The following is a 15784-nucleotide window of genomic DNA, read 5'->3' on the forward strand; positions in this document are numbered from 1 at the left end:
GTAGAAAGGCACGACTGCGACTGTATAAGCGTATTGGTAATTGAGGGGTGGTTCCCGGCTGTGTTCACAGGCGAACCGGCACGCCCTGCTCGTCGAGGTATTCCTTGGTTTCTTCGATCGAGTGTTCGTCGAAGTGGAAGATAGAGGCCGCAAGCCCCGCGTCCGCGCCGGCCTCGGTGAAGACATCGTACATGTCCTCGGGACCGCCACAGCCCGAGGAGGCGATGACGGGCGTGTCGACGGTTTCGCAGACGGCTTCGGTCAGCGGGAGGTCGTAGCCGTCCTTGGTGCCGTCCTTGTCGATCGAGTTGACGAACAGCTCGCCTGCGCCACGGGACTCGGCTTCGGCCGCCCACTCGAGGACGTCGATACCCGTTCCCTCGCGGCCGCCTTTCTTCGTACACTCGAACCAGCAGGACTCGCCGTCGACCTCGACGTAGTGCTCGCCTTCCTCGTCGAACCGCCGTCGAGCGTCGACGCTGATGACGATACACTGGCTGCCGAACGCTTTCGCGCCCTCGTTGACGAGTTCCGGACGCTCGAGCGCGCCCGTGGTGATCGAGACCTTGTCCGCGCCGGCCCGCAGCGTCTCCTTGATGTCGTCGGTCGTCCGAATGCCGCCGCCGACAGTGAGTGGGATGAACACCTCGTCGGCGACGCGTTCGACGACATCGAGCATCGTCTCCCGGCCTTCCGCGGATGCGGTGATGTCGAGGAAGACGAACTCGTCCGCGCCGGACTCGTTGTACGCCTTGGCCATCTCGACCGGATCGCCGGTGTATTTCAGGTCCTCGAAGTTGACGCCCGTGTAGACCGCCGGGTTCCCGTCCTCGTCTAAGTCGACGTCGATACAGGGGATGATTCGCTTGGTCAGAGCCATGTGGTCGTTACCGGGAGTTCGCACCGAGGGTAGTAAAGGAGTCTGGATCGGGCGATCCTACGCGAGCAACCGACCGCGGACGGTCTCGACCGCCTCCGGCAGTGCCTCGAGGTGGCTCCGGTACCGAACGTAGTCCCGATACTGGCTGCTCAGCGAGACGTTCGCGTCCGGATCACCACCCGTGGCACGGCGGCGGACGCTGGCGTCGTTCCACTCGAGCGACCGAAGCGTCTCCGCGAGGAGGTAGGCACCGAGCGACGGATCGGTGATCGACCCACCTTCGAAGTCGGCTTCTCGTGCCTGCCGTGCTGCAGCGAGCGCTTCCTGCCGTTCGGCTCGAACGTCCTCGATCGACGGGGCGTGAAGGTCGCCGTCGGCGATCCGATCCCGGACCGTCTCGAACCCACGATACGTCATCTCGAACTCGAGTGCACTATAGAGACCCGTCGCCAGGTCGCCGTCTCGCAATGCCTCTTTCATGCGGCTTTGGGCCCTGTCGACCGGCTGTCTGGCGCGATGAAGGACGAACTCGAGGTACTGGTCGTCGAGGTCACCGAGACCGACGTCCTCGAGCCACCCTTCCTGCTGGGCGGGAAATCCGATCTCGTCGGCGGCCTCGACGGAGTGTTCGAGGGCGTCCTCGAAGGTCGACTCGAGGTCGACATCGTCCTCGTCCTCGCGCCACCGATCCTCGAGGTGCTCCCAGACAGTGGCCGTCGCCGTCGCGGACTCGAGGGAACCGGCGGCTCCGCCGATGTCGAGGACGTCGTCCGTCTCGGAGACACTCCAGCGATCGATGCTCCGTTCGGAGCCCGTGAGATCATTCTCGAGCCGGTAGTAGTACAGCGCCGCCCGTAGAACGCCCGCATCCGCGTCGGAACCACGGTACTCGATCGACTCGAGTCGGTCGGCTACCGCGTCGTCGGCGGCGTCGCGTTCGTCGCGGAGTTCGGCGACCAGCGACTCCCGGTCGGCGTCGACGGCGAGCCACGACGTCGCCGCGGTTCGTGCGGATTCGCGGGCGTCTCGGGAATCGTGTAGCGCATGGTACTGTGCCACGCCGGTCGCATCAGCGGCCTCGTCCCAGGTGGTCGCCGCCTCGTTGCGACTCTCGACGATCGACTCGCGAACGACGCCGTTGGGCACGTGTTCCGGCTCCAGCGGATCGGGGACCTCCGCTACCAGCGCGTCGACGCGCTCGAGCGCGTCCGCGAGTGCGCTCTCGTCGGGTCGAATCGGGACCGGCCACTCGATCGTGGGCTCGTCGGCCCCCTCGAGGACGCGCTCTGCCTCATCCTGGGAGAATACGAGAGACGACGACGTCCCGTCGTCTTCCCAGGGGAGGGCGCTACAGCCGGCGACGGCGACGCCAGAGACGGCCCCGAGTCCGGCGAGGAGCTGGCGGCGTGTCCGCAGTCCGTCGTCGTTCGCTCCCGTCATTCGTCCTCACCCGTGCTCACGCTCGTGTTCAGGGTTATCGAACTCGAGTTCTCGTCGCCGTCGTCCTCGACCCGGTGAGCGACTGCGGAGTCGGGACACGCCGCGCTCTCGGAACTGCCGCCGCTCGAGGGCCGGTCGTCGTACGGTCGGTCGACGCGGATGACGGTCGCTTGCATCCGGTCTCTGTCGGCTTCACACGGTTCCGTCGGCGGCTTCAGTGGCCGGCAGAACGACGCCCGGAACTGGTCGTCGTCTGCCTGAACGCCGAGTAGCCGCCGTTCGTAGCAGTCCTCGATCGTCCGCTGGTGGACGACGACTGACTGGGTCTCGAAGTCGGTTTCCCCGAGGAAGTCACGAATCTCGTTTTCGTCGTCCCCGAGGCCGGGATCGATCCAGAGTGTGTCGGCGTCGTCTTCCGAGAGGACGAACAGCCGCGAGCGCCTGTATATCGAGGGCCGAACGTCGTCTTCCGCTTTGGCCTCTCGAGCCTCGTCCTCGCTACGATACACGAAGTAGTCGGCGTCGTCCGCTCGGACGGACAGCGACTCGTACTCGTGGGTCGATTCCGGTCTCCGTCCTTCGGTTGTACCGTAGTCACTAGCAGAGTTGCTCCGGCTCTCGCTCTCGCCGACACAGCCAGCGAGGGCTATCGTGGCCCCTGTCGCGGCGGCGAGAAGGCGTCTGCGGGAGAACGCATCACGTCTGGAGGGCATTGCAGCCTGCTTGTCGCCCGTTCAGTAAATATCTCTGGGTGATACGTTCACGCCGGTAGCGAGACACGCGTCGCGGTAGGTGTATTTAAGACGCCGAGGGAACAACGCCCGCACATGGCAGACGACACGGAGCACGACACGGATCACGACTCGGCCGCGGACGTCGGGCACGACCTCGAGGCCGAGCGAACGACTGCACCGATGAGTGACTACTCCTCGCGGGCCGTCGCTATCGGCTTTCTCGTCCTGGTCGTCGGAGCAGCGATCGCGTTCGGCATCCCGCTCGGCGCAATCGCGCTGTAAGCGTCGAAATACGGGTTAGAAGACGTACTCGTCGTCGTGGCCCATCATACCGTCGTCTTCGAGGCCGGTGCCGCCACCGGTGGTTCCTTCCTCTTCGTCCATCGGCCCGCTGGTCTTGTAGGCCTTGATGCCCGTCGAGAGGAGGTCCTCGATCGCCTCCTCGCGGTTGACGAACTCACCGCGTTCGACCATCTGGGCGATCTGCATCTCGAGGTGCTCGGGGATAGTGATCTCTACTTTCGGCATCTGATTCCGCTTTCGGCGAGGGGGTATTTAGGTTTGACGGGGAATATGCACGAACCGAAAAGCGACGCTACCGACCCCTTCGACGTGGGGTGATCGATGCGGTCTCCTGTAACGAGCGGTCGGTGCACCACAGGGTGGTCGCGGGTGCACCGGCACTGACTACAGCAGTCCGTCCAACCGCCGCGTTCGCGGCGGTTACCGACTTCCCATCATCGAGTCGATCGCGTTCTTCAGCGTCGTCCCAGGCTGGGTAATCGAGTCCAGTTGCTGGCGCATCTTGCGCTGGTTGAAGTAACTCGCGAACGCGAGGATCGTCGGCGGCCAGAGGCCGACGAACAGCCCCCGTTCTCGATCACCTCGCAGGAAGAAGTAGTACCACGCGAGGCCGACCGAGGCCGCTGACGCGAGGAACGCGGGGCCGATAGCCTGTTCGCCGACTTCTTCTGCTGCCTGTCCTGACATTTCCCGTTCCGTAATCTGCTGTCTACTCGCCATGCGGTAACAGAGACGCCGAGACCCTACTAAGGGATGGCGAGGGTTTCGAGAGGTATCCTTCGACTTGTGATGCTATCGTGACTGTTTCGAACCGTTTCGGGATCGACGCCGTCCAGCCAATACGGAGTTACTCGCGTCGATCGACCCGTTCGATCCGAGCGCGTCGACGCGTGGCGTCACACCTACGTAGCTCGCCACGTACTCCCCCTATATGACGAACGTAACCGACGTTACGGACCTCTATCAGGAGTTCGGCGACGAACGGCTGCCGCCGGGACAGCGCGAGACGTCGGCGTTTCCCGTCCTCTCGAAGAGCGGTACGCCGGAGTTCGACCCTGACACTTGGGAGTTTACCGTCACCGGTGCCGTCGACGAGGAACTTACCTTCTCCTGGGACGAGTTTCGTGACCTCCCCGCAGAGACCCAGCGACAGGACTTTCACTGCGTGACTGGCTGGAGCAAGTTCGACTGCGAGTTCACCGGCGTTTCCTTCCCCGAACTCGCCGAACGTGCCGGCGTTTCCGACGACGCCTGCCACGTCATGTTCTCCGCGCTGGACGACTACACGACGGACCTGCCGCTCGAGGACTGCATGCGCGAGGAAGTCCTGTTCGCGTGGGCGTTCGACGGCGAGGAGCTCCCGCCGGACCACGGCGGCCCGCTTCGGGTCGTCACGCCCCACAGATACGCCTACAAGGGCGCGAAGTGGGTCGACGGCGTCGAGTTCCTCACCGAATCCGAGCCGGGCTACTGGGAACGGCGTGGCTACTCCCAGACTGCCAATCCGTGGCAAGAGGAGAGATATAGTTAGGCTGAAGGTCGGGCGGTCCCGAACTGTGCTCGATGGACAGGACGTCGGGTGAGAGCGGGGATCGAAGTCGGCTCGCGACCGAGGTCGACGCCGGCACCGATCCCGGGTACGATACCAGTGGACTCGAGCTAGTGAGCCACAGTCGCCAGCTCGAGGATGTTTCCTTCGGTGCGGTCGTCGACGCGGACGGCGAGACGCGAATCCAGTGGGCGACGCCCGACGGCCTCGAGATCGTCGGCCGGGGCGAGGCCGTTCGAATCGTCGCGACAGGTCCGGACCGTTTCGACGCCGTTCGCCGGCAGGCAAGCCGGGTTTTCGATCGGGTCGACCACGACGGACCGGACGTCGCTCGCCCCAGAGCGTTCGGCGGCTTCGCGTTCCACGACGGTCACGAACCGGACGACGAGCCCTGGAGCGGATTCGACGCGGCCTCGTTCGTGATCCCACGCGCGCTCGTCGTCAGAAGCGACGACGGAACGTGGCTGACGGCTGTCGGTGAAACCGAAACCGACGCCGAGGATCGACTCGAACGCTGGTCAGATCGGCTGGCCGACCTCCCTGCGATGCGCTCGAGCGGGTCGGGCCCCGGTGTCGACGAGACCACGAGAAGTACCACACCTGAGGAGTGGACCGACCAGGTCGAGTCCGCTCTCGAGCGAATCGACGAGGGCCGACTCACCAAGGTCGTGCTCGCACAGGCGCTGTCGATCGACCTCGCGGACGACCTCGACGTCGCGGCGACGCTCGAGCGACTCCGACGTCGATACCCGAACTGTTACCGGTTCCTGATCGGCCACGAGGTCGGCGGGACCTTCTTCGGCGCGCCGCCGGAGCGACTGGTCGCCAAACGTGGCGATCACGTCGAGACCGAGGCACTGGCCGGCTCCGTCGCCCGGGGTGACACCCCCGAAGCCGACGAGGAGTACGCCAGCACGCTGTTCGACAGCGACAAGGTCCAGCGCGAGCACGGTCTCGTCGCCGACGCCATTTGCAACCAACTCGAGCCGGTCACGCGGGAACTGACCGTCGCCGATCAGTCGGTCCGGAAACTGGCGACGATCCAGCACCTCTGGACGCCGATCGAGGCGACGCTCGAAACCGATCGGCACGTCCTCGAACTCGTCGAGGCGCTGCATCCGACACCGGCAGTCGGCGGCGTTCCACCGGCCGCAGCCTGGGAGACAATCCACGAGACCGAGACGTTCGATCGCGGCTGGTACGCCGCTCCCGTCGGCTGGTTCGACGGACACGGCGACGGCGAGTTCGCGGTCGGCATCCGCTCTGGTGTCGCACGCGGGGACGCGATCACTCTCTTTGCGGGCAACGGCATCGTCGCCGACAGCGACCCCGACGACGAGTGGGAGGAAGTACAGCTGAAACTGCGCTCGATTCTCGACGAACTACGATGACCGATCCACGCTCGAGTCCGAACCGTGCGACCCTCTGGGGGCGCGTTCTCGTCGACGAACTCGCAAGCGGCGGCCTCGAGGCCGTCTGTATCGCCCCTGGCAGCCGTTCGACGCCGCTGACGGTCGCCTTCGCGGAACACCCCGACGTCGACGTGTATTCCCACCTCGACGAACGGTCCGCGGCCTTTTTCGCGCTCGGCCGTGCCCGGAGAACCGGCGAGCCGACGGCGCTGGTCTGTACCTCCGGGACGGCGGCCGCGAACTTCCACCCCGCCGTCCTCGAGGCTGACCAGGCCCGCGTCCCGCTGCTCGTTCTCACGGCCGACCGACCGGCCGAACTGCGCGACAGCGGCGCGAACCAGACGATCGACCAGGTCAAACTCTACGGCGACGCCGTCCGATGGTTCGCCGAACTACCCGAACCCGAGGCCGACGAACGGAAGGTCCGGAGCCTCCGGACGACCGCCGCACGCGCACTCTCGGAAACCGGCGGCTCTGAACTGGGGCCAGTCCACCTCAACTGTCCGTTCCGGAAACCCCTCGAGCCGATCGACGTACCGGATGCGGTTCCGGAGTCGTTCGCCGAGACGACGGCCGCTCGAGGACGGGACGGCCCCTTCGTCGATACCGAACAGGGAACGGTCGGTCTCGAGACCGAGTCGGCCCGTTCGATCGCGACGGCGCTTGCGGAGGCGGATCGACCGCTGCTCGTCGCTGGACCTGCTGATCCAGCCGATTTACAGCACGTCGACCGCGAACGCGTCGTCTCGCTGGCCGAGCGAATCGGCGCACCAGTACTCGCGGACCCGCTTTCGGGGCTCCGGTTCGGTTCACACGTCGAACGTGGCGGCCCGATATACGGCGGCTACGACGTCTACGCCGGGGAACTCCCCGATCCCGACGTCGTCCTCCGGTTCGGTGCGTCGCCGACCTCGAAATCCCTGCGTCACGCGTTGCGGGACGCCGACGCGAGACAGTTCGTAGTTGACCCCGCGGGCGCGTGGCGCGAGGCGACGTTCACGGCGACCGATCTGATCGCCGCCAGGCCGGAATCGGTCGTCGACGGAGTCCTCGAGGCGCTCGAGGGAGAGACAGAGACGGACGACGACTGGCGTGCCCGGTTCGACGAGGCCGAACGGAGCCACTGGGACCTGCGGGACGAGGCCCGAACTGACCTCGCGGACGACCCCTTTGAGGGGGCTGTTCTCGCGTCGGTTTTCGAACGCGCGCCGGATCCGACGACCGTCTTCGTCTCGAACAGCATGCCGATCCGGGACGCAGACCGGTTCGGTCGCCCTCGAGACGCCGAACTGACGGTGCTCGCGAACCGCGGTGCCAGCGGTATCGACGGCATCACGAGCACGGCCCTCGGTGCCGGAAGTGCGACCGGCGAAGACGAACCGCTCGTGCTCGTGACCGGCGATCTCGCCTTCTACCACGACTCGAACGGCCTGCTCGCGATCGACCGCTGTGACGTCGACGCGACGATCGTCCTGCTGGACAACGACGGCGGCGGTATCTTCCACAAACTCCCGATCGAGGAGTTCGATCCACCGTTTACGGACCAGTTCAAGACGCCACACAGCCTCGAGTTCGATCGGCTCGCAGACCTGTACGACCTCGAGTTCGACGCCGTTTCCCCCGCGGAGTTTGCGGACGCCTACGAACGCTCGCTCGAGACCGACGGAACGCAGGTGCTCTCGGTGTCGTTCGACGCCGAAGCGAGTCATCGACGGCGCGAGACACTCGAGCGGGCGGTTATAGATGGCATCGAGAGCGAATTCGAGGAGTAACGTATTCAGCTGGTTGTCCTCGACTGGTGGTGGCTGTCGCGCTGACGCTGCGAGTTTTTGGTGGTGAGTATCGGTAGAGTAAGGCTGTTGCTGTACTCTGAGTCCAGTGGCCAGCATCGTTATCGATCATTGCACAGTGCAGCGGTGAGGTCAGTTTCGGCGCTCGATCTCGAGCAGTGGCCTGCAGGCGTCGCTGGTCGTGTCCTGTGATCGGATGAATTTAGCGCCGCGGCCATTCTCGAAGATATTTTCTTGTCTGAGTGAGTTTCATTTTCTTCCAGATATGGTGCATGCCAACCTGATAAATTACATAATGCTATACAAAATGTCTCGTTCGTCGGTGAGTGAATTACGGTAGCTGCCAGTCGTCAGATCCAGCGTACTGCCGGAAAACGAATCGGGCGTCCGCTGACGCCGCTGTTGCAGTCGATCACTTCGGTCTCGACACCCGAGGATGACCTGTTGGTCGTCGACGGAACATTACGCAGGATCGATCGGCCGGTGCTTCCCTCTGCCCTGACTCGCTGGCACTGATCACATCGTAGACCGCCGGCTCTCTGGAACGAAGTATCGACGGACCAGGGGTCGCGCCGTTCGATATCAACCGTTACTACAGAATCGAGTGCTCATACGGTCTGCTGTAGTCAATTACCGACGAGCACCGATCCCGGTCTGGCGATCGGCGGTAAATAGTTACAGCAAACCGTGTCAGTAGCCGGGCCAGGCGTCGCTGATGTCGACGAGTTCGAGGTCCTCGTTGCCGGGGTATGCTGCACCCAGTGGACCGGGATACGTGATTTCGATGTAGCTGTAGCCATCGTCGTCGCTGACCTGTGGCCCGCCGAGATCGGTCGTGAAGATATCGCTCTCGATGGTGAGCCCGATATGCTCCGTCTGGGTCTGGAAAATACCGCCTCTGTACGGGTTGCGGAAAATGTAGTACTTGTCCATCACGTAGTCCGGGAACGGATCCTGGTAGAGCAGGGAGGTTGCGGCGACGACCTTGTCGATGCAGTCACCACGACCGCGAGAGAAGAAGTTCACCGGGTGTTGCACCTCGGGAAGATCACGCCACCGCCGTTCCTCGTCGGTTTCGTACTCCATCCACTGGATGATGTCCGCGACGAACCGAACCTTCTCCTCGGGGGTTTCGAACCCGAGGAGTTCCGCTTTCTCCGCGAACTGTTCGGCGAGGCGTTCGATCGGCTCGAGGGTGTCGTGTGTGACCCCCCACTCTTCGCCGCCGTCCAGATAGTACCGCCACATCACGTCTAGCTGGTCTTCGTCACCGCCGCTGTGTTTGTAGCGCATCTTCCAGTGGCGGAGGGCGGCGTCGTGTTCGTCCTCGCTAATTTCGTACTCGATCCCCCACGGTCGTTCGAACGCACCCCGTTTGTAGTCCTCGAAGCCGAATTCGTCGTTCCGATTGGGGATTCCCGACTGCGAGGGCGCGTGATAGCGCGTATCGTTTGTTCCTGCGGCCATCCGGATGCGGTAGCCGTCGTCGGTGGCGTCCCGATCCAGGAAGACGTCACTTTTCGAGGAGTACTCGAGCGGTTCGTAGCCGTTGTTCGACCGCTCTATGGTGATTGCGTTGTCTTCCCCGGGGATGATCGTGAACGGTTGCGTCGTTCCGAGGTTGTACGTCCGTCCGTCTTCTGTGTCTTCCACCGCTTGCAGGGTAAACTGCAGTGGGATTCCGTCGGGAAGATCCTCGTCTAGTTCGAAATCGATCCGCATACCATCGGTCTGAGAGTCGAACGCGTCCGTTTCGTCGGTTCGCTGGTCGATCGTCGCGTCGAGTGGCTCGTCCGCGACCGGGAGTTCTAGTGTCGGTCGGGCGACGATATTTTTCTCGATGTTCCAGTCACCAGCAGGGTCGTCGGCCGTCGGAGCGTTGAGGTAGAGTTTCAGGGTCGTCCGGCGGGGCAGGTCGAGATCGGCGACGAGCAGGCTGGCTGATTCGGGGGTGACCGCAGTCATGGTCTCGAGGGCTCCTTCCCCGGAACCCGAGTCTGCGGTTTCGCCATCGCTCGATAGCCAACCGTCTGCGAGAGGTCCTGCCCCACCCAGACACCCGGCGAGGCCAATAGAGGTGGTGGCTGCCAGAGAAGAGAGAAGTGCCCGCCGATTCGTGGTCATAGGGGGCTTTACGAACGTATCCTATATAATATCCCTGCCATATCGCATATAAGACTGGACCTATTTCGACGATCGATGAGTCCGTGACGAATCGGATCCGGAACCTATTGACGTTAGAAGAGCCGTTGAACTTCTGGAATCCGCCCAGACAGACTCGAAACCCTCGGACAGCCGCTGGCTCGAGTGGCGTTGTCGTCAGCCGACGAGAACCTATTTCACGCCTCCTCTCCGACACTCGGACGATGGTTTCGGAACTCTTCGACGACGAACAGTGGACGGAAATAACGGATGTCCGCGAGTTTCAGGACATCACGTATCACCGGGCCGTCGACTCGGGAACCGTCCGAATCGCGTTCGATCGGCCCGAAGTGCGCAACGCCTTCCGACCGGGGACCGTCGACGAACTGTACGACGCACTCGAGCACGCGAAACGCCAGACTGACGTCGGCTGTGTGTTACTGACCGGGAACGGCCCGTCGCCGAAAGACGGCGGCTGGGCGTTCTGTTCCGGCGGCGACCAGACGATTCGCGGCGAGGACGGCTATCAGTACGACGGCGACGAAGAACGAGCATCCGAACAAGGACGGCTCCACATCCTCGAGGTACAGCGTCTCATTCGTCACATTCCGAAAGTCGTCGTCTGTGTCGTTCCCGGCTGGGCGGTCGGCGGTGGACACTCGCTGCACGTCGTCTGTGACATGACGCTTGCGAGCGAGGAACACGCGAAGTTCCTCCAGACGGATCCCGACGTAGCAAGCTACGACGCCGGCTTCGGTTCGGCCTACCTCGCGAAACAGATCGGCCAGAAGAAGGCCCGCGAAGTGTTTTTCCTCGGGAAGACCTACGACGCCGAGGAAGCCGAGGAGATGGGGATGGTCAACGAGGCCGTTCCTCACGAAGAACTCGAGGAGACCGCTCTCGAGTGGGGCGAGCGTATCAATGCCAAGAGCCCGACGGCGATGCGGATGCTCAAGTACGCGTTCAACATGACTGACGACGGCATGGTCGGCCAGCAGGTGTTCGCCGGCGAAGCGACGCGGCTGGGGTACATGACCGACGAGGCCAAAGAGGGACGCGACGCCTTCGTCGAGGGGCGAGATCCGGATTTCGACGACTACCCGTGGCACTACTGACGTCTCCATCGGAACGCTGACGTGTCTCGAAGTCGACCAACTATTCAAATGACTGACTCGATGCGGCGGCGACAGTTCGTCGGCAGTAGCGTTCTTGCGGTCGGGACGGCTGGCTGTCTCGAGACCGTCGCCGATGCCGGAAGTGGCGAGGAGACCGACGATAGCGACGGACAGAGTCGGACCGAGCCGGTCTCGGTCGAATCCGACACCGTCTTGCTCTCCGTCGAGCGGGACGGTGAGATGCGGGACGCTGTGACCGCCCAGCAGGTAGCAGAAGTCGGCACGTACGAGTACGACGACCGTTACGGGACCTACTATGTTCCACTCCTGCTCACCGAAGATGGGACCGAATCGTTCGTCGATGCACTCGAGGCGGTCGACGCGTTCGACGAGCCGACGTCGACGGAGATTCATACGCATCTCGAGGGAGAACCGGTCGATAGCCATGCGCTCGGCCCGGACCTGGCCGACGCGATGCAGTCGGGGGAGTTCGACGGACAGTTCCGGCCGATGTTCCCTGACGAGGAAAGCGCAGCGTCGTTTCACGAGACGTTAGCCGATGCCTGACCAGTTTGAACGCTACGCACTCGGCGTCGGAGACGCCAGTAGTATTTTCGACGAGAGAAAACCATTTGAACCTCTCTCCCCGACTCTCGAGCAGTGACACTTCCCGACCGGTCCACGCTTCCACGTCGTGACTATCTTCGGACGCTCGTGGCCGTCGGCGGTGCGGGCGCACTCGCTGCCTGCCTCGAGACGGTCCGTAACGACGCAGAGCGGACGATCCCGGCGGGAACCGACGATCCGGACTCGCTGCCGGAACGCCAGCACGCCTGGAACGACGCGCTGCCGACCGACGATCACGGCAATGTGATCCCGCCAGAACACCACGTGCTGGTCGCCGTATCGCTCGCAGACGACGTCGATCCTGCGGGCGACGCGAGCAAGCCACGAGAGACCGTCGAATCCGCGCTTCGGACCCTCGAGCGCGCCTACGAGTGGAGCAACGAGGGACTGCTCTTCACGCTGGGCTACACGCCGGCGTACTTCGCCCGATTCGACGAGTCGCTGCCCGAGTCGGTCGACCTCCCCGATCCGGAGCCGCTGATCCGCGGCGGCAACCCCGAGTTCGACGAGTACGACGCCGTCCTGCACCTCGCGAGTGACGAACCGGACGTCGTCCTCGAGGTCGAAGAAGCACTGTTCGGCGACCGAGAGACGGTCAACGGGGTCGACCTCGAGCGAGACCTGACAGAGGTCTTCGAACCGCTCGAGGACCACCGTCGAACGGGATTCGTCGGCGAGGGATTACCCGCCGAACACACGGACGTGCCGGGCGTCCCCGACTCGATTCCGGAGGAAGCGCCCTTTTTCATGGGCTTTCGGTCCGGGTTCCGCCGCAGTCAGGCGACCGAGGACCGCGTGACGATCGAATCGGGGCCGTTCGCCGGCGGGACGACCCAGCAACTCTCCTCGATGGACCTGCAACTCGAGGTCTGGTTCGAACAGGACAACCACTTCCAGCGGGTCTCGAAGCTGTTCAGCCGGGAACACGCCGAAGAAGAGTTAGTCGGTGACTACGGCGAGGCGCTCGCGGACTCGAGCGGCCTGACCGACGAGCGAATCGAGTCGACGACGGCGGATGCCCGCCAGTACGGTGTCGTCGGTCACGCACAGAAGACCGCGCGGGCGCGAGTCGACGGTGAACCACCGCTGTTGCGCCGGGACTTCAACACCGTCGACGGGGACCGGCCGGGGCTGCACTTCCTCTCGCTACAGCGGGACATCGACGACTTCGTCCGGGTCCGGGAGGCGATGAACGGCGAGAACCTCGACGTGCCGTCGGCGAACAACGGCATCCTCCACTACGTCTTCGTCGACCGGCGCGGGAACTACCTGCTTCCGCCGCGGTCGCTGCGGGCGCTCCCGACGCCCGATCCGGACGCAGATTCGGAGTAGGAACGAACGACTGACCAACGAAACACGAAACCCATGCACGAGACAGACTCCAACCGCCGTATCGACCGCCGAACGTTTTTGACGGGCACCGCTGCGGGCACGCTCGCGCTCGCAGGATGCACTGGCACCGACGGGGACGACGATGACGAAACCGGGACCGACGAAGACGACGACCTCGAGGATCTCGAGATCGGTCCCGAACTCCTCGAGGTCGAGGATCCGCCGGACGCGGTGTACTTGCCGACCCACCGGGAGGCGATGCGGATGTACGATCCCGTCGAGGCCGGCGACTACACCCTCGCACCGATGCTCTCGTACCCACATCAGTTCTGGATCGTCACGGGTGGTGCGGGTGAGGAGGACGTCTCACGAGAGCTTCCCGACGACGGTCGGGGCGTCCACATGATGTTCACGCTCTGGGACGAGGAGACTGGCGTCGTCCTCCCCGTTGACGACGGGGCACAGCTCCGTGTCTATCAGGACGGCGAACAGGTCGATTCGCCGCGGTCGCCCTGGACGATGATCTCCCAGGAGATGGGCTTTCACTTCGGCGACAACGTCACCCTGCCGGGAGACGGCACCTACACCGTCGAGGTCGACCTCCCGCCGCTTGCGACGCGGACGACCGGCGATCTCGAGGGGCGGTTCGACGAGAGCGCGACCGCGAGTTTCGAGTTCGTCTACGACGACGAGTTCCGCCACGAGGTCGTCGGCGGTGTCGACTACCTCGACGAGGAAGAGTGGGGACGACGGGACGCACTCGAGCCGATGGATCACGAGGACGGCCACGGAGAGGAACACGAGAATGGCCACGAGGACGGCCACGGCGAGGAACACGAGAATGGCCACGAAGACGACCACGGCGAAGAGCACGAAGACGAGAGTGACCACGACGGGCACGAGGAGAGTCACGATGACCACGACGATCACGCTCACGTCCCCTATTCCGCGCTCCCATCGATCGGCGACTACCCCGGAACGCTCCTCGTCGATCCCGACGACGGGACTCCGGACGCACACGAGGACCTCCCGCGAAGCGGCGACGCCGCCGTTCTCGCGACGCTGTTCGAGTCCGACTTCCGACTCGCCGACGACGACGAGCGATACCTGCTCGTCTCGCCTCGTACCCCCTACAACCGCGTGCCGCTCGCGGACGCGTCGCTCTCGGTGACGATCGAACGCGACGGCGAAACGGTTGCCGACGTCGACCTCGAGCAGACCATCGACGGCGAGTACGACCACCACTACGGCACGTCGGTCGCCGACGTCGAACCGGGCGATTCGGTGACGGTCACGTTCGAGTCGCCGCCCCAGGTCGCACGCCACCAGGGGTACGAGACGGCGTTTCTCGAGATGCCGCCGCTGGAACTCGCAATTCCGACCGGGGAGGACTGACGATGTCCACACGGGTCCGATCTGTCACACTGGTGCTCGCGTTCGTGGGTTTCGTCGTCGTCGCAACGGCTGGAATGGCCGCTCCCGCCGTGGCCGGTGACAACATCGCGATCTTCACTCTCAACCCCTCCGAGGCCGACGCGGAGACGGGTGAAACGATCGAGATAGACCTCGTGGTGAGTACTCACGGCGATCTCGTCGGTGACGGGATCGACGAACTGTCGGCGACGCTTTCCTACGACGCCGACGTCTTCTCGGTTGCCGAGGTGACTCACGACGAGATGCTCGCTGCCGGCAATCCCGACGCGGAGGTCGTCGGATCAGCCGATGTCGACGACGATGACGGCCAGGTAACGATCAGTCAGGAACGCGATCCGCCAGGAGACGGTGCGACGACGGCCGCACCCGCGGCGACCATTGCGTTCGAGGTCGCTCCGGACGCGCCGACGGCAAACGAGACGATCGAGATCACGGACGCGTCCGCGTTCCTCGTCAGTGACTATCCACAGGGAACACTCGAGCGGGACGCGACCATCAGTATCGAGGCTGTAGAGAATCCCGACAACTCGAGTGCTATTGCCGACGCCGTTCCCGGATTCGGGTCCTCCGCAGCGGTCGTCGCCGGACTCGCGGCTGTCGCTCTCTACGTGGTCCGCCGGGAGAAGTAGCGACACGATAGGAATTCATGCTGCCGTTCCGACCGATTTATAGTTGGAAAACAGACAGTCTGGGGTATGCTCCCTGAATCACCCCGCGATCGCCTCGAGTGGGCGATAACCGAGTCGGTTGTCATCTTCGGCATCCTCCTGTTCTGGGTCGGCGTCGCTGCAGTCGTTACTATCGTGGCGAGATTGCTGACGCTGCCGCTCGAGTTGCTCGACATTCACCTCCTGTTACTACACGCCGAGTTCGGACGGGCAATCACCGGTCTCTGGGGCGTCGTCGTCCCACTGACGATAGTGACCGCGACGCTGTACGTTATCGTGCGGGCGGGCGGACTCCTCATCGACTACTATCGCCGGGAACCCCAGCGACAGTAGCTGTCGCTCCCGTCTCCCGCCTGCG

At 63.9% G+C, this 15784-nt stretch carries 16 protein-coding genes; 10 read left to right on the forward strand and 6 right to left on the reverse strand.

Annotated features, from left to right (window positions below; translation table 11 throughout):
* Positions 1–64: 64 nt before the first annotated feature.
* The 3 genes from hisF to BLR35_RS18715 are packed head-to-tail and all read right to left on the reverse strand — an operon-like array spanning position 65 to position 3033.
* Positions 65–880, reverse strand: coding sequence for an imidazole glycerol phosphate synthase subunit HisF (gene hisF / locus BLR35_RS18705; RefSeq protein WP_090385497.1), 816 nt, complete (start codon positions 878–880; stop codon positions 65–67).
* A 57-nt stretch (positions 881–937) separates the two neighbouring features.
* A complete protein-coding gene (locus BLR35_RS18710) occupies positions 938–2320 on the reverse strand; it encodes a transposase (RefSeq protein ID WP_090385500.1) in 1383 nt (460 codons plus the stop codon).
* Positions 2317–3033 (reverse strand): hypothetical protein, encoded by a 717-nt coding sequence (locus BLR35_RS18715; protein ID WP_090385503.1) that lies wholly within the window; start codon positions 3031–3033, stop codon positions 2317–2319. The genes BLR35_RS18710 and BLR35_RS18715 overlap by 4 nt, the downstream gene beginning before the upstream one ends.
* A 114-nt stretch (positions 3034–3147) precedes the next feature.
* Between BLR35_RS18715 and BLR35_RS18720 the strand changes: the two genes are divergently transcribed.
* A complete protein-coding gene (locus BLR35_RS18720; protein ID WP_090385505.1) occupies positions 3148–3336 on the forward strand; it encodes a DUF7550 family protein in 189 nt (62 codons plus the stop codon).
* A 15-nt stretch (positions 3337–3351) separates the two neighbouring features.
* Here the strand turns inward: BLR35_RS18720 and BLR35_RS18725 are convergent, their stop codons facing one another.
* Together BLR35_RS18725 and BLR35_RS18730 are read right to left on the reverse strand one after the other, a co-directional pair.
* Positions 3352–3582, reverse strand: coding sequence for a ribbon-helix-helix domain-containing protein (locus BLR35_RS18725; RefSeq protein ID WP_005579832.1), 231 nt, complete (start codon positions 3580–3582; stop codon positions 3352–3354).
* Between the two features lie 195 nt (positions 3583–3777).
* Positions 3778–4077: a hypothetical protein gene (locus BLR35_RS18730; protein ID WP_090385508.1), complete on the reverse strand. Its 300-nt coding sequence runs from the start codon at positions 4075–4077 to the stop codon at positions 3778–3780.
* A gap of 211 nt (positions 4078–4288) precedes the next feature.
* Here BLR35_RS18730 and BLR35_RS18735 point away from each other — a divergent pair, with 211 nt between their 5' ends.
* Genes BLR35_RS18735 through menD form a run of 3 tightly spaced genes read left to right on the forward strand, consistent with a single transcriptional unit; the run spans position 4289 to position 8090 of the window.
* Positions 4289–4888 carry a sulfite oxidase-like oxidoreductase gene (locus tag BLR35_RS18735; protein WP_090385510.1) on the forward strand — a complete coding sequence of 200 codons (600 nt, stop codon included), beginning with the start codon at positions 4289–4291 and terminating at the stop codon, positions 4886–4888.
* 32 nt (positions 4889–4920) lie between these two features.
* Positions 4921–6297: an isochorismate synthase gene (locus tag BLR35_RS18740; RefSeq protein WP_090385513.1), complete on the forward strand. Its 1377-nt coding sequence runs from the start codon at positions 4921–4923 to the stop codon at positions 6295–6297.
* Complete coding sequence (gene menD / locus BLR35_RS18745) at positions 6294–8090, forward strand: 2-succinyl-5-enolpyruvyl-6-hydroxy-3-cyclohexene-1-carboxylic-acid synthase (RefSeq protein WP_090385515.1); 1797 nt, start codon at positions 6294–6296, stop codon at positions 8088–8090. The genes BLR35_RS18740 and menD overlap by 4 nt, the downstream gene beginning before the upstream one ends.
* Before the next feature lie 708 nt (positions 8091–8798).
* Here the strand turns inward: menD and BLR35_RS18750 are convergent.
* Positions 8799–10073 carry a hypothetical protein gene (locus tag BLR35_RS18750; RefSeq protein WP_244510286.1) on the reverse strand — a complete coding sequence of 425 codons (1275 nt, stop codon included), beginning with the start codon at positions 10071–10073 and terminating at the stop codon, positions 8799–8801.
* Positions 10074–10474: 401 nt separating this feature from the next.
* On the opposite strand from BLR35_RS18750, the gene BLR35_RS18755 reads away from it, so the two are divergent.
* The 6 genes from BLR35_RS18755 to BLR35_RS18780 all read left to right on the forward strand — a co-directional run bounded on the left by BLR35_RS18755 (position 10475) and on the right by BLR35_RS18780 (position 15759).
* Positions 10475–11365 carry a 1,4-dihydroxy-2-naphthoyl-CoA synthase gene (locus BLR35_RS18755; protein ID WP_090385520.1) on the forward strand — a complete coding sequence of 297 codons (891 nt, stop codon included), beginning with the start codon at positions 10475–10477 and terminating at the stop codon, positions 11363–11365.
* Positions 11366–11413: 48 nt separating this feature from the next.
* Positions 11414–11932, forward strand: a complete 519-nt coding sequence (locus tag BLR35_RS18760) for a hypothetical protein (protein WP_090385523.1) — start codon at positions 11414–11416, stop codon at positions 11930–11932.
* Positions 11933–12025: 93 nt separating this feature from the next.
* A complete protein-coding gene (locus BLR35_RS18765; protein WP_090385525.1) occupies positions 12026–13324 on the forward strand; it encodes a DUF7405 family protein in 1299 nt (432 codons plus the stop codon).
* A gap of 33 nt (positions 13325–13357) precedes the next feature.
* Positions 13358–14719 (forward strand): DUF7350 domain-containing protein, encoded by a 1362-nt coding sequence (locus tag BLR35_RS18770; protein WP_090385528.1) that lies wholly within the window; start codon positions 13358–13360, stop codon positions 14717–14719.
* Positions 14720–14721: 2 nt separating this feature from the next.
* On the forward strand, positions 14722–15387 hold the full coding sequence (locus tag BLR35_RS18775; RefSeq protein WP_090385530.1) for a cohesin domain-containing protein: 666 nt from the start codon (positions 14722–14724) through the stop codon (positions 15385–15387).
* A gap of 66 nt (positions 15388–15453) precedes the next feature.
* On the forward strand, positions 15454–15759 hold the full coding sequence (locus tag BLR35_RS18780) for a hypothetical protein (protein ID WP_090385532.1): 306 nt from the start codon (positions 15454–15456) through the stop codon (positions 15757–15759).
* The last annotated feature ends 25 nt before the right edge of the window (positions 15760–15784 follow it).

Source organism: Natronobacterium texcoconense, assembly GCF_900104065.1.
GTDB classification, from domain to species: domain Archaea; phylum Halobacteriota; class Halobacteria; order Halobacteriales; family Natrialbaceae; genus Natronobacterium; species Natronobacterium texcoconense.

Bases quoted from the DNA above. Each gene is read 5' to 3' on its own strand.
- BLR35_RS18725 (WP_005579832.1), bottom strand. From the start codon at position 3,582: ATGCCGAAAGTAGAGATCACTATCCCCGAGCACCTCGAGATGCAGATC.
- BLR35_RS18770 (WP_090385528.1), top strand. From the start codon at position 13,358: ATGCACGAGACAGACTCCAACCGCCGTATCGACCGCCGAACGTTTTTG.
- BLR35_RS18760 (WP_090385523.1), top strand. From the start codon at position 11,414: ATGACTGACTCGATGCGGCGGCGACAGTTCGTCGGCAGTAGCGTTCTT.
- BLR35_RS18710 (WP_090385500.1), bottom strand. From the start codon at position 2,320: ATGACGGGAGCGAACGACGACGGACTGCGGACACGCCGCCAGCTCCTC.
- BLR35_RS18780 (WP_090385532.1), top strand. From the start codon at position 15,454: ATGCTCCCTGAATCACCCCGCGATCGCCTCGAGTGGGCGATAACCGAG.
- BLR35_RS18715 (WP_090385503.1), bottom strand. From the start codon at position 3,033: ATGCCCTCCAGACGTGATGCGTTCTCCCGCAGACGCCTTCTCGCCGCC.
- hisF (WP_090385497.1), bottom strand. From the start codon at position 880: ATGGCTCTGACCAAGCGAATCATCCCCTGTATCGACGTCGACTTAGAC.
- BLR35_RS18740 (WP_090385513.1), top strand. From the start codon at position 4,921: ATGGACAGGACGTCGGGTGAGAGCGGGGATCGAAGTCGGCTCGCGACC.
- BLR35_RS18750 (WP_244510286.1), bottom strand. From the start codon at position 10,073: ATGACTGCGGTCACCCCCGAATCAGCCAGCCTGCTCGTCGCCGATCTC.
- BLR35_RS18775 (WP_090385530.1), top strand. From the start codon at position 14,722: ATGTCCACACGGGTCCGATCTGTCACACTGGTGCTCGCGTTCGTGGGT.
- BLR35_RS18735 (WP_090385510.1), top strand. From the start codon at position 4,289: ATGACGAACGTAACCGACGTTACGGACCTCTATCAGGAGTTCGGCGAC.
- BLR35_RS18720 (WP_090385505.1), top strand. From the start codon at position 3,148: ATGGCAGACGACACGGAGCACGACACGGATCACGACTCGGCCGCGGAC.
- menD (WP_090385515.1), top strand. From the start codon at position 6,294: ATGACCGATCCACGCTCGAGTCCGAACCGTGCGACCCTCTGGGGGCGC.
- BLR35_RS18730 (WP_090385508.1), bottom strand. From the start codon at position 4,077: ATGGCGAGTAGACAGCAGATTACGGAACGGGAAATGTCAGGACAGGCA.
- BLR35_RS18755 (WP_090385520.1), top strand. From the start codon at position 10,475: ATGGTTTCGGAACTCTTCGACGACGAACAGTGGACGGAAATAACGGAT.